13 protein-coding genes and 1 pseudogene are annotated in these 12,449 nt (G+C 62.5%); 8 read left to right on the top strand and 6 right to left on the bottom strand.

Annotated elements, in window-relative coordinates:
• The 7 genes from B4A72_RS15450 to B4A72_RS15420 all read left to right on the top strand — a co-directional run.
• Positions 1-715 (top strand): cbb3-type cytochrome c oxidase subunit I (locus tag B4A72_RS15450; protein WP_292958004.1); only part of this gene is annotated, 715 nt, incomplete at its 5' end.
• Positions 716-719: 4 nt separating this feature from the next.
• Positions 720-2,159 carry a cbb3-type cytochrome c oxidase subunit II gene (locus B4A72_RS15445; protein WP_292958002.1) on the top strand — a complete coding sequence of 480 codons (1,440 nt, stop codon included), beginning with the start codon at positions 720-722 and terminating at the stop codon, positions 2,157-2,159.
• Positions 2,160-2,214: 55 nt separating this feature from the next.
• Positions 2,215-2,460 (top strand): hypothetical protein, encoded by a 246-nt coding sequence (locus B4A72_RS15440; RefSeq protein ID WP_292958000.1) that lies wholly within the window; start codon positions 2,215-2,217, stop codon positions 2,458-2,460.
• Positions 2,441-2,788 carry a hypothetical protein gene (locus B4A72_RS15435; protein WP_292957998.1) on the top strand — a complete coding sequence of 116 codons (348 nt, stop codon included), beginning with the start codon at positions 2,441-2,443 and terminating at the stop codon, positions 2,786-2,788. Before B4A72_RS15440 ends, B4A72_RS15435 begins: the two co-directional genes overlap by 20 nt.
• Before the next feature lie 9 nt (positions 2,789-2,797).
• Positions 2,798-3,106, top strand: a complete 309-nt coding sequence (locus B4A72_RS15430) for a hypothetical protein (protein WP_292957996.1) — start codon at positions 2,798-2,800, stop codon at positions 3,104-3,106.
• A 20-nt stretch (positions 3,107-3,126) separates the two neighbouring features.
• On the top strand, positions 3,127-3,333 hold the full coding sequence (locus tag B4A72_RS15425) for a hypothetical protein (protein WP_292979056.1): 207 nt from the start codon (positions 3,127-3,129) through the stop codon (positions 3,331-3,333).
• Positions 3,334-3,336: 3 nt separating this feature from the next.
• Complete coding sequence (locus B4A72_RS15420) at positions 3,337-5,304, top strand: hypothetical protein (protein ID WP_292957992.1); 1,968 nt, start codon at positions 3,337-3,339, stop codon at positions 5,302-5,304.
• A 107-nt stretch (positions 5,305-5,411) separates the two neighbouring features.
• Here B4A72_RS15420 and B4A72_RS15415 read toward each other — a convergent pair whose 3' ends face one another.
• The 6 genes from B4A72_RS15415 to B4A72_RS16195 all read right to left on the bottom strand — a co-directional run bounded on the left by B4A72_RS15415 (position 5,412) and on the right by B4A72_RS16195 (position 11,896).
• Entirely contained in the window at positions 5,412-6,938 is a 1,527-nt protein-coding gene (locus B4A72_RS15415; protein WP_292957990.1) for a tripartite tricarboxylate transporter permease, read from the bottom strand.
• A 3-nt stretch (positions 6,939-6,941) separates the two neighbouring features.
• Positions 6,942-7,508: a tripartite tricarboxylate transporter TctB family protein gene (locus tag B4A72_RS15410; RefSeq protein WP_292979054.1), complete on the bottom strand. Its 567-nt coding sequence runs from the start codon at positions 7,506-7,508 to the stop codon at positions 6,942-6,944.
• A gap of 103 nt (positions 7,509-7,611) precedes the next feature.
• Complete coding sequence (locus B4A72_RS15405; protein ID WP_292957986.1) at positions 7,612-8,577, bottom strand: Bug family tripartite tricarboxylate transporter substrate binding protein; 966 nt, start codon at positions 8,575-8,577, stop codon at positions 7,612-7,614.
• Between the two features lie 421 nt (positions 8,578-8,998).
• Positions 8,999-10,519 carry an aldehyde dehydrogenase (NADP(+)) gene (locus tag B4A72_RS15400; protein WP_292957985.1) on the bottom strand — a complete coding sequence of 507 codons (1,521 nt, stop codon included), beginning with the start codon at positions 10,517-10,519 and terminating at the stop codon, positions 8,999-9,001.
• A 1-nt stretch (position 10,520) separates the two neighbouring features.
• Positions 10,521-11,246: a ribonuclease activity regulator RraA gene (locus tag B4A72_RS15395; protein WP_292957983.1), complete on the bottom strand. Its 726-nt coding sequence runs from the start codon at positions 11,244-11,246 to the stop codon at positions 10,521-10,523.
• A 380-nt stretch (positions 11,247-11,626) separates the two neighbouring features.
• Positions 11,627-11,896, bottom strand: coding sequence for a hypothetical protein (locus B4A72_RS16195; protein WP_414692183.1), 270 nt, complete (start codon positions 11,894-11,896; stop codon positions 11,627-11,629).
• 134 nt (positions 11,897-12,030) lie between these two features.
• Between B4A72_RS16195 and B4A72_RS15385 the strand changes: the two are divergent.
• A pseudogene (locus B4A72_RS15385) lies at positions 12,031-12,337 on the top strand (transposase); the annotation flags it as partial.
• Positions 12,338-12,449: the final 112 nt, after the last annotated feature.

Here is a 12,449-nt window from a genome sequence, read left to right as displayed (position 1 = left end):
CCACACCCTGTCGCTGGTGTCGTTCTGGGGCATCGCCTTCTTCTACACCGGGGTCGGGCACCACCATCTGTTGCAGGCGCCCATCCCCGGCTGGCTGAAGACCTTCGCCACCGTCAACTCGATCATGCTGCTGGTTCCGGTCTTCGCCTTCGTGGGCAATATCTGGCTGACCATGCGCGGCAACTGGGACAAGTTCTTCGTCAACATTCCGCTGCGCTTCATGCTGACCGGGTTCCTGTTCTATTTCCTGGTCAACGTGCAGGGCTCTTTCATGGCGGTGCCGGCGTTCAACAAGATGATCCACTTCACCAATTTCATCGTCGCGCACGCCCATCTGGCGCTGCTGGGGGCGTTCACCTTCTTCGGCATGGGGCTGATCGAATACATGGTGCCGCAGATGGCGCGGCGGCCGGTCTACAGCCGCAAGATTTCGGAATGGACCTACTGGCTGCTGCTGACGGGCTTTTTCGGCTTCTTCTGGGTGCTGACCATCGCCAGCTTCCTGCAAGGCGAAAGCTGGGCGCGGGGCGAGCCCGAGGTCAACGTTCTGGCGATGATCCGGCCGCAATATATCGGCCGCGCGATCTTCGGCGCGCTGATCGTGTTCTCGACCTTCACCCTGGCATGGAACGTCGTCGCCACCGTGTTCAGCGATACGAGCGCCGGCACCCGCCGCGCCTTCCGCCGTGCCGTGGCCCTGGAGCCGGGAGAGTAGCGACATGGACAACCGCAACCGCATCCCCGAACACCCCCCCTACCCCGAAAAGCTGCTGCGCGCACATCGTGGCCGCCGGATGCTGATGACCCCCGGCATGGTGGCGATCGGCGGGCTTCTGGCCTTTTTCACCGTGGTGTTTTCGGTGGTCGTCCTGCCCACCAGCACCTACAAGCCACAGGTATCGCCCAACTGGCTGCCGCTGGACGATACCCAGGTATCAGGCCGCGCCGTCTATCTGGCCAATGGCTGCGTTTATTGCCATAGCGGCTTCAGCCGGCCGCAGGATGTCTTCACCGGATCCTCGGCGCTTTACGCGCGCGCCTCGCAGCCGGGCGACTATGCCGGCATCAGCCAGAGCCCGAACACGCTGGGCAGTATCCGCACCGGGCCGGACATGTCGAACGAAGGCGGCACCCATCCGGATGGCTGGCACCGTTCGCATTACTGGAACGCGCGCAGCACCACACCGATGTCGGTGATGCCCCGCTTCAGCTTTCTCAGCGCCGACGAGACCGATGCGCTGATCAGCTATACGCAAAGCCAGGGCGGCAAGCTTGCGGCACTGCGCTATGCGGCGACGCAGACCGGCAACTACCTGATGCGGCTCAATGCCGGCAAGGCGGGTCTGGACGATCCCGGCGTGCCGGTGGCCGATCTGGTGGCGCAGTTGCGCGGCACGGGCGAGCTGCGCGAGAACGGCACGCCCAAGGACAAGGCACCAAGCGGCATGAGCTGGATGGACGTCTGGCACATGAACAGCTTCTCGCGATCCTACTGGCTGACCGACAACCCGCTGGAGGTCAATGCCGAGAACCTGATGCGCGGCAAGGCGACCTATATACAGCGCTGCGCGGGCTGTCATGGCCGCAATGGTGACGGCAAGGGGCCGGGCGCCGAGCGGCTGAAGGTCAAGCCCTTCGATTTCACCCAGACCAACCTGCCCTATGACACCGGCACCTCCAGCGGCATGATGTATCACCGCATCCTGACCGCCGGGCCCGGCACCGCGATGGAGAATTTCGGCACCCGCCTGTCGGTCGCCGAGATCTGGCGCACGGTGATGTTCCTGCGCACCATCCCCAATGGCGGACTGAAGGAAACCCTGCCCACCGTCGAAATGTACGAACGCTGGAATCCCCCTGAAACCGCGCTGCGCTATATCGCGGAAAACCCGATCGACGAGACCTATACCGACCTGCCGAAGACCGATGACCCGTTCATGCAGGCCGCGCGCTGGATCGCGCCCGGCATGACCGCGAACGACACGATCTATGTCGGCGGCAAGCTGCCCATCACCCTTGACCGGCTCGCCGGGGTGATCGGCGGATTGTACCGGGCCGACATCCAGCGCCGATACGACGACGCCACGGCGCGCGGCGAGGCGATTCCCGCGCTTGCCGAACTGCAGGATACGGAAGGGCTGGTGTTCCATGCACCCTGATCATTTTCAACCGCGCCGAACGGCCGCCGCCTGCGCCGCGGCCTCCGCCCTCGCCATGGCCGCCGCACCGGCATGGGCCAGCGTCTCTCCAAAGGGCGCGGAGTTCGTCATGGCGGACTGGATGCTGCTGTCGTTCCTGTCCTTTGCCGGCGCGGCGCTGGTGGTGTTCCTGATCGCGGTCCGGCGGGGAATGTTCGTCGGCATGGAAGAGGCGAAATATCCGCTGCTTTCGGTCGAAGAGCCCGATTACTACACGCCCGAATGGGCGAAGGAGGACGGTGATGCAGCCCAGTGGAAGTGATCCCGCGACGGTGGATGCGATCAACCGCTATATCTATGCCCAGTATATGGATCGCATCCCGACCGATCGCACCGAGATCCTGTGGCGCGGGCCGATCTATGAGGTGCTGTTCGCGGTCACCCTGATTGCATTCTTCTTTTCGGTTGTCTTCCTGATGCGGCTGACATTCCGTCAGCGCGCCGAACTGACCGAACTGACCTCTTTCGCCGGCCAGTTGACCGAGCGGGCGGGCATGATACGGCTGTTTTCCTATGTCGTCTGGACCGCGACGACGGTCTATGCGGCCTATTTCGCGGTCACGGCGATCTTCCGCGGTATCATCTATTGAGGTGGGTCCATGGCCGAAGGTCATTCCTATAGCTACGTCACCACCGCCACGCTGTCCGGCGATACATGGGCACGGGTACAGCCGCTGCTCGAATCCTGGAAGCCGGTGCTTCAGGATCTGCCGGGATATGCCGGAAGCGACGTGATGGCGCGCACGACCGGGAACGGCGCACTGAGAATGCATGTGCGCGTCACCTGGCTGACCCGGGAGCAGTTGGAAGAGTTCGCGGATTGCCGCTGGGAAACCGAGCGGATGATCGCCGCGACCGGGGCAGAGCCCGGCGACATGCGCTCGGAGACGTTCGAGCATTTCATCTGAAGCGACGGAAGGGCAAGATCATGGCGCAGATTTCAGCGGCCGACGCACCACCGGTGGACCTGCCGCGCCCCTTCAGCGACGACGAGATCGACCAATCCTTTCAAGTCGAGGACGACCGCTGGAGCCGTCGGGCGCAGATCGGGGACTGGTTGATCCTGGCGGCGATGATCGCCGTTTCGCTGGGCTATCACCTGGCGATCTTCGCGTTGCAGCCGGGCCTGCGCTGAGCGATGCGCGTCGAAGACATATCCAACCTCGATGCCTTGCTGTTCGTGCTTTTCCTGGCGGCGGCGTCGCTGCTTGTCTTCCGGCTCGTCCCGCGTGCCGGTCCGCGCGCCGAGGCCGAGACCTTTTCCGCCGCCGAGATCGCGCGCTATGACGGCGCCCTGACGAAATATGCGCTGACCGTCGCCGGGGCGCTGCTTGTGGGCAGCCTGCACCTTGCGGTCAAGTCGCTGCCACCCGTGGCCCGCTGGCTGGCACAGGCCGGACGCGGCGGCCACCTGGCCGCCAACATCGCCTACAGCCACATGGTGATCGTCATGGGTGGCACGATCGCGGTGACGGGTCTGACATGGTATGTCCTGCCGCGGGTTGTGCAACGCCCCCTCTACAGCGGAACGCTGGCCCAGCTGGCGTTCTGGGGCACGGTTCTGGGCGCCGGGGGGTTCTATCTGATCAACCTGTTCGGCGGCGTGACGATGGGCGCGCTGGTGCATGGCGGCATGACCGACGCCGAGGCATCGGACGCGCTTGGCATCTGGCGGACGCTGCCGACGGCGGGCGCGGCGACGCTGATGGGCGTGGGCTACTGGATTTTCGTCATCAACGTGCTGGCAACCTGCTGGCTGGGGCGCCGGGTCGCCGGTGCGCGACCGCTTGCGCATCTTGCCGGTTTCTTCGTGCTGGGCACCATCGGTCTGCTGGTCGGCACGGTGCAGGGCGTTCTGCAGGTCATGCCGGACAACGAGGAATGGCTTGCCGCTGCCGGAGTGGCCGGACGCTACATCGATCCGATCTCGCATGCCCATGTCAACCTTCTGACCGGGGTCATGATGCTGATCGGCGGCCTTGTCTTCGCCCTCGCAGACCCGCCCGCCCAGGGATCGCACGGTCGCCGCATGGCCGCGCGCGTGTTCTGGACGCTGGGGCCAGGATCGGTGGCGCTGTATCTTGCCTTTCTGGTTCTCGGCCTGACCGAGGGCAAGCTGATCGTGACCGAAGGTCTCGGCTTCGCGCAGGCGACCGAACGGCTGGGCCTCTGGCACAGCATTCCGCTTGCAGCATCCGCAGGCGTCGTCCTGTTCGGCCTGTGGTCGCTGCTGGGCGCCATCGTCATGCGCTTTGCCCGGGGCATCGGGCGACGCGCGGGCTCGGGGTTGATCTGCCTCGGCGTGGCGATCCTGATCGCGGGAACGATGCAGGGCGCGCTGCAGATTCTGCCGGAGGTCAAGAACTGGATGGTCGAGGCGGGCAGCGCCGGTGTCGCCGTCGCGCGAACCCATGCCCAGGTCAACATGCTGGGCGGCGTTCTGACGATCCTGACCGGCCTGATGCTGCGCATCGGCCGTCCGATCCTCGGGGCCGATCCCGCGCCGGAATTCGACCTGCGTCTGGCAAGACTGATGGGCGCGGGCGTGGCGCTGTATTATCTTGGCGCCCTGGCCGGAGCGATCGCAGCCGGACAGGCGATCCGTTCCGGGGCAGAACCGCAACCGGGGCTTTGGGCCTGGTTCTTCGCCTCGGGCGTCATCGCGGGCGCTTTTCTCTATGCCCGTGCGGCGGCGCTGTTGCTGGGCTTCGTATGGCGCGCGACACCGGTGCAACGGGCCGCAGGCTGGCGCATGGTCAAGGCCGAAATGGCCCGGCACGACGGGCCGCGACCACGCTGGCTGCGCCAGGTTCCGATCGCAGCACTGCTCTTGCCGGAAACGATCGGAGCCGTGACAGGCTTTCCCGGGCTGGGCTGGATCCTGTCGGGCCGCGCCCTCATCGGCGTTCCGCTGATCTTCGCTGGTCCAGCCCTGGCCTGGGCCGTTCTTCCGCTGATCCTGTCGCCCTATGGGCCGGTCGCCCGCCCCGATACGCTGTTCATCATAATCCAGGGATATCTGATCGTTTCCGCCACCTTGTCGGTCCTGACGCTTTGGGCCTGCATCAGGTCAGAGCGAAGCTTGAGGCCCGGACAGATCGCCTGATAACGAACCCGGTCTTGCGAGTCTTGCCGCACGGGGTTCGATCGTATCGTCTGAGGCTGCCACGGTCCCCGGCGGGCGGGCGCGCAAGGCATCAAGGCAGGTGCGCGTCAGTTGGGCGGAACCGCCGCCAATTTCTTGCCCGGTTTCTTGATGACGAGGAAGTAGATAAAGACCAGCGTCAGCAGGACGAAGAACAGGCTGTCGGGGTTCGTGAGGAAAGTCGTTGGATCGCCGTTGGACAAGGCCAGCGATCGCCGCAAAAATTCCTCAAGATTGGGGCCCAGAATATAGCCGAGCAGCATCGTGATCACCGGAAAGCCGTTGCGCCTCAGATGGAAGGCCAGAACACCCATGCCCAGAGCCATGAACATCTGAAAGGTCGAATAGGTGGAAACATAGCTTCCCACGACGGCCAGGATGGTGATGACCGCGTAGAGAACATCCTTGCGGACGGAGACGATCCTGATGAAATACGGACCGATCAGATAGAGCGTCAGGGGAATGAGCACGACCGCGCTGAACAGCAGGGTTGCCAGCATCGGGGCTATCAGCCCGGCCTGATCCGACATCAGTTGCGGGCCGGGCTGGATGCCGTTGATGACCAGGACGCCGAGCATGATGGCAGTGATCGGATCGCCGGGAATCCCGAAGGTCAGCATCGGAACCATGGCACCGCCACAGACGGCATTGTTGGCACTTTCAGAGGCTGCGATGCCTTTGGGATTTCCCTTGCCGAAGGTTTCCGGCTCGGAAGATGTTCGGACCGCCTCGGTATAGGCGAGAAACGAACCCATCGATCCTCCGGCACCCGGCAGCGTCCCGACGAAATAGCCGATCAGGCTGGATTTGAGATAGCAGACGAACCCGATCTTGCGAATCTCGGAAAGCGGCGGCAGAAAATCCCGCCGTCTGATCCTGACCTTTTCCGCGGCCGCCGTTGCAGCGGCGATGTCATTGGTCGAACTCGCCTGGATCAGCACTTCGGCGATGGCGAATGTCCCGATGATGACGGGCATCAGGTCGATCCCCGCGGTCAGGTTGCTGTAGCCATAGGTGAACCGGGTGATCGGTTCCATCGCGTCGAGGCCGATGGTTGCAAGCATGAGGCCAATGCAGGCTGCCAGCCCGGCCTGGGGGATGCGGCCGCGCTGCGCAATCACGACGACGACGATGGCAAAGGCCAGCAGCGAGAACTTGCCGGTCGTCTTGACGAGCAGGGAAACCTCGGCCACGAATGGCGCGACCGCGATCAGCAGCAGCGCCCCTAACGCGCCGCCGAACATGGAACCCAGGGCCGCGTGACCCAACGCCAACGCACCCTTGCCCTTCTGTTGCATGGGATAGCCGTCCAGCGCGGTCATCATCGACGATGGCGCGCCCGGAATATTGATCGTGACCGCGGTGATGCTGCCCCCGCACATGCCGGCCATATAGATGCTGGCAGAGGCCATGAGCGCTGTTTCAACACTGAGCGTGTATGTGACCGGCAGCAGCAGGGCCATCGCCAGCGTCGCGGTCAGGCCCGGAATCGCCGCAAAGATGGTTCCGATCACGAAGCCCATGACGACATAGGTCAGGTTCAGCGGATCCAGGAGCAGGGTGCTGCTGCTGATGACAAGTAAGATGAAATCCATGATCTAACCCCACAAAGTCGGGAGCCGGACCCCGAACAATTGCTGGAACATGACGTAGGCGATCACGACAATCGCCACGGATATGACAGCCTTCTGCAGCAGCTTTTCAAAAGAAGAGAAAAGCACGACAAGCACGAAAACGAAAATTCCCGACGAGATGAAATATCCGGCAGGCTTGAAGGCAATGATGTAGATGAAGATGGCCAGGACAACCCAGAGATGGGTGAAGTTTCGAGGTCCACTTGCACCGGGTTCCTTGGGTTCGGTGCGGATCTTCTGAAGAATGAGAATGCTGGAAAAGACGATTGCGGCGCCTCCCACCAGGATGGGAAAGAACGAGGGCGTCAATCCGCTTTCGGATACGGGCGCACCCAAACCGACCGCGGAAATGAAGTATCCGACAGACACTGCAAGAGTGACATAGAGAAATAGCGGGGGCCTTTTCACGAGCATCGTCTTCTCCGGGACTGGGGGTGGAACGGCGCGTCGGCGCGAAGCGCCTGCCCATGCGTTCAGGTATGAAGAAAATCGTTGGATCACGGATGCGCCAACCCGCCGCGTTGCCAGCATGGGATGACGTCGTTGGTTCGGGCGACATCCTCCACCGCCACGGCAAGCCTCGGCCGGGCCCAAGTCTCCGATACCAGATCGGAGGCTTGGGTCCCTGCAAGGATCAGAGGTCCAGTTCGTCCATGAGCTTGAACGTCTTGTCCTGAAGTTCGCCCATCCAGATCTTGACCTCGTCAGAGCCGAGCCAATCCGGAGTAACCCCAACCTGTTTCAGCCAATCCTGAAATTCTTGGCTGTCATAGGCCGTCTTGAACACGGTTTCGAGCGTCGTGACGGCCTCTTCGGGCGTGTCTTTCGGCGCTGCCAGAATGATGAAGCTACCGGTTTGCAGGTCGTAACCCTTGGAGCTGATCGTTGGCACGTCCGTATAGGTCATGTTTTGCACCGAGGTCAGTTCGACCACGCCTTTGGCATCACCCGACGAAATGATGCCGCTGAAATCGCCCAGGCTGGAAATCGCTGCATCGAGTTCGCCCGACAGAAGGGCTTCTGCCTCCGCACTGGAAGATCCGGCATAGGTGATCACGTTGAAATCGACTTCCAGCAGCTTTTCGAGCTGGATGACCGACAGATACGGACCCGATCCTTTCGGAGCGACGCCGACACGCACGGTTCCAGGCTTCGCCTTGGCCGCTTCGACCAGTTCCTCGAAGCTGTCGATACCGGAGCTTTTTGAAACGACGATCGCATCGGCTTCGGTCGTGATGCGGGCGATCGGCGTCATGTTGTCCAGGGAATAGCCGGGCACCATCTGGCCGCGCGGCAAGGTGATGACGCTGTCATAGGTCAGGACCCCGACCGTATAGCCGTCAGGACGCGAATTCGTCATCTGAATCAGACCAGTCGCGGTCAGGGCGCCGGCGATGTTCTCGACATAGATCGATTTCGGCAGGTCTTGTTCGGCGATGTTGCCGATCTTGCGCGAAATCGAATCAGCACCGCCGCCGGCGGGCCACGGAACGATCAGGCGGATATCACGGGTGGGAAATTCCGCCGCGACTGCCGAGGTGCCGATGATGCAGGCACCAAGTGCCAAGATTATTCTGCTTTTCAAGCTTTTCAAAAACATGACCTGTTCCTCCTCCAGAAATTTGATGGGATCGCGAGTGGAACGCTCGGCTGGAACATCCTCACACACGAACCCGTGCTTCCGCCGATCGTCGCCTTCGGCGCAGTAGACTTGCCCCCAAGAACTCTGCCCATCATACTAACTAATTATTACAACTCAACGGAAAAATCATCGATAAAGGCCGATTATTCCGGGGTGTAAGCAGAAATCTGTATATAATATATACAACTTGACAGGCTGCTTCGGCCAGCGCGGCGGGCATTGGCAAAAGCTGCAAGGCCCGCCGATCACCGCCATCGGCCGGATCGCGGCGTGACAACGCCACAAGAGGCTTCAGCAGAGCCCGGCGACCGAACTCGAAAGATCGACCCGCCAATCACGAAGGCGTGGTGACGGGTCGGTGGGGCCGTGACCTGCCAGGTCAGACATTCACCAGGTCGTCCGGCAACAGTTCTTCGGGAAGGTTCTGGTAGCACACAGGCCGCAGGAAGCGGCGGATGGAAAGTGTGCCGACAGAGGTGGCGCCAAAGTTTGTGCTGGCCGGATACGGACCTCCATGAACCATGGCGTCGCAGACCTCGACGCCTGTCGGAAATCCATTGGCCAGAACACGACCGGCCATTCGCTCCATCACCGGCAACAAGTCCCGGGCAAGTTCGATATCACCATCATCCATCTGAAGCGTCGCGGTCAGTTGTCCCTTGAAGCTTTCGGCGACCTCTCTCATCTGCGCCGCGTCCCTTGCCCGGATGACCAGCCCCAACGGTCCGAACACTTCTTCCGACAGATCCTGGTTGATCATCCACTCGCTGGCCGAAACTTCGAAAAGATACGGTGCGGCATTCCGACCTTGACAGGATGTGGTCAGCAGCGATCTGACCCCTGCGCCTTCCGACACCCGGCGGACGCCATTGCGATAGGCGTCGGCGATCCCGTCCGTCAGCATGGTCTGCTCTGCCACGCCCTCGAGGCCCTCGGCCGCGGATTGGACGAAAGCATCGGCGCCCTTCCCGTCAACCACGATGGCAATACCGGGATTGGTGCAGAACTGCCCGGCGCCCATGGTCAGGCTCGCCGCCCATCCCGCCCCCAGATCCGCACCCCGGGCGGCAGCGGCCTGCGGCAAGACGAACATGGGGTTGACGCTGCCAAGCTCGCCGAAGAACGGAATCGGTTCTGGTCGCGATGCGCAAAGACCATAGAGTGCGCGTCCGCCGGCAAGGCTGCCGGTGAAGCCCACGGCCTTGATCCGCGGATCTGTGACAAGCGCCTCGCCCACGATACGACTGCCCCCCTGGACGAGGCTGAAGATACCCGCGCTCATGCCAAGCTTTTCAAGCGCCGCAACGATCGCGTCACCGACGATTTCGCCCGTGCCCGGATGCGCGCCGTGACCTTTGACGACGACCGGGCACCCTGCGGCCAGCGCGGCGGCGGTATCACCACCGGCCACCGAGAATGCCAGCGGAAAATTGGATGCGCCGAAGACCGCGACCGGGCCCACCGGACGCTGCATCAACCGCAGATCGGGACGGGGAAGAGGTTTGCGATCGGGCAAGGCCGGGTCATGGCGACGATCGAGATACCCGCCGTCACGAATATGGGCAGCGAAAAGGCGCAACTGACCGGTGGTCCGGCCGCGCTCGCCCTGCAGGCGAGCTTCCGGAAGTCCGGTTTCCATACATCCGATTTCGGTAATCTGGTCGCCGCGCGCCTCGATCTCTTCTGCGATCGCTTCCAGCAGCTTCGCGCGTTGCTCGCGCGGGGTGGCGGCAAAGTCCGGAAATGCCGCATGGGCCGCGGCGCAGGCTTCGGCCACAAGCTTGGCGGAACCGGCCGAAAACTCGAAGCCCCGGCCGGTTGCCGGAGCAGAAAAGAACCGCGCCTCCGAGCCGACCCGCGCGCCTGCGATCAAGTGATTTCCGTGTGGAATGAAGGTCATGCTATCGTCCTGTCCGTTCGCGCCATGCATCGTATTTCACGAGGTTTTCGTCGTCCGTCGCCGGATAGAGACCGATGATCCCGGCGCCCGCGTTTACCTGCTCCAGCACAAAATCCTCATAGGATTCCATGTTCGTGCATTCCTCTGCGATCTCGTCGGCCAGATGGGCCGGGATCACCATCACGCCGTCACCGTCGCCCAGCATCACGTCGCCCGGAAAGACCGGTGCATCGCCGCAGGAAATCGGCACGTTGATATCCACGGCCTCATGCAGGGTAAGGTTTGTCGGCGCCGAGGGACAGGCAAAGTAGGCCGGCATGTCCAGGGCCGCGATGGCCGCCGCGTCGCGCACACCTCCGTCCGAGACCACGCCGGCAACGCCGCGTTGCCCCAGGCGGGTGACGAGAATCGATCCGGCCGTGGCCGCACGCCTGTCCTTGCGGGCATCCATCACCAGCACGTGACCTTCGGGACAGGTCTCGACCGCCACACGTTGCTTGTGGTCGCGCTCGCGGAACACGGTCAGCGGGTTGCGGTCCTCACGGGCGGGAATATAACGCAGCGTGAAGGCCTGGCCGACCATCGTGACCGGCTTGCGCTCCATCGGCACGACACCCTGCACGAACTGGTTGCGCAGACCGCGCTTGTACAGAGCCGTCGCGACAGAGGCCGTCGAGACCTTCCTCAACTTCGCGCGCGTCTCACTCGACAAGATGTAATCGCTCATATCCGTATTCCTGTCATCTGGCCCCTTGCGGCCATGGTTTTCGCAAATCCGCTCCGCTCTCCGGCACGAGGGAAAACGGCCGAAAAAACTCGATCGACTGCTCTTCAGCCGCACCTGCGCCAGGCCCGGTGACCTGGCTCTCCGACACGCCTGTGAACCTGACGGTCGGTTGGCCAGCATTGCCGCGGTTGAAACGGTCAGGTTGGTTCGCCGGAACTGCACCAGGCCATGTCGCAAGCCATGCAGGCCAGCGCGTCAGGATGGGCACAACGGCCCGTTTCCGACCTGCGACGTTCAGCGTAAAAGACCCGCACAACCTTTTGTGGCGCTCGGCAAATGAGTTCTCCCGATTTCTCCTTCCCAAGAGATCAGAAGCGTTGCTAAGCGTCGACGTCAAATTTGTCAATAGTTGTAACGTAAAGAAAGGATATTCGCGGCATATCGGGGGTTTTATGCGTATTTTTCTGTCTATAGTTATTACAGAATTCGATACTCATCTCGGCTCTGCCATGCAAAGAGCGTGAACCCCAGGCTCCGGCAAAGCTGCGCTCCTCCACCTCCGCCTCCACGATCCGGTCAGTCGCAAAGGCCAGCATCTCGCGTACGAAGTCGCCCTCAGCTTGCTTCTCAACCAGCTCGATCAGCGTCATTCTGTTGTCGGTTATCGTGGGCATCCCACACTGCCGATCGGTCATATCCCAAGGCATGGTGTATCTGAGGCGGCCATCGGGTTTGTCGGCAGGGTCGGGTTGCGACGGCCAACCTGAACCGAGGGATGACCCCGATGACCAAACCCGTAACGGACCTGAGAGAGCTCGTAGAGAAAAGCGGCGATGCGGATCTGCTGCGCGAGATGATCGGCTTCGCCGCCGGGCGGCTGATGGAGCTCGAGATGGGCGGCCAGACCGGCGCCGCCTATCGCGAGAAGAGCCCCGAACGCCTGGCGCAGAGGAACGGCGACCGCGACCGGTCGACGTATCCGTCGACGGCAGACACGCGCCGGGAACGTGGAGCTGCGCATCCCGAAGTTGCGCACGGGCAGCTACTTCCCGTCGTTCCTTGAGCCTCGGCGCGCCGCAGAGTCGGTTTTGGGATTCACGCGGTCGGTTTGTCCGATTCACTGACGCCGGTGATTTGCCAGGGGGCGAAGATGACGAGGAGCCTGAGCGGCGACCTTCGCGGTCGGGTGATTGCGGCTATTGA

The sequence above is a fragment of the Paracoccus sp. UBA5162 genome (assembly GCF_002413585.1).
Lineage (GTDB): Bacteria > Pseudomonadota > Alphaproteobacteria > Rhodobacterales > Rhodobacteraceae > Paracoccus.
Note: the sequence above shows the minus strand (reverse complement) of the source record. Positions and strands in the feature narration are given on the sequence as shown.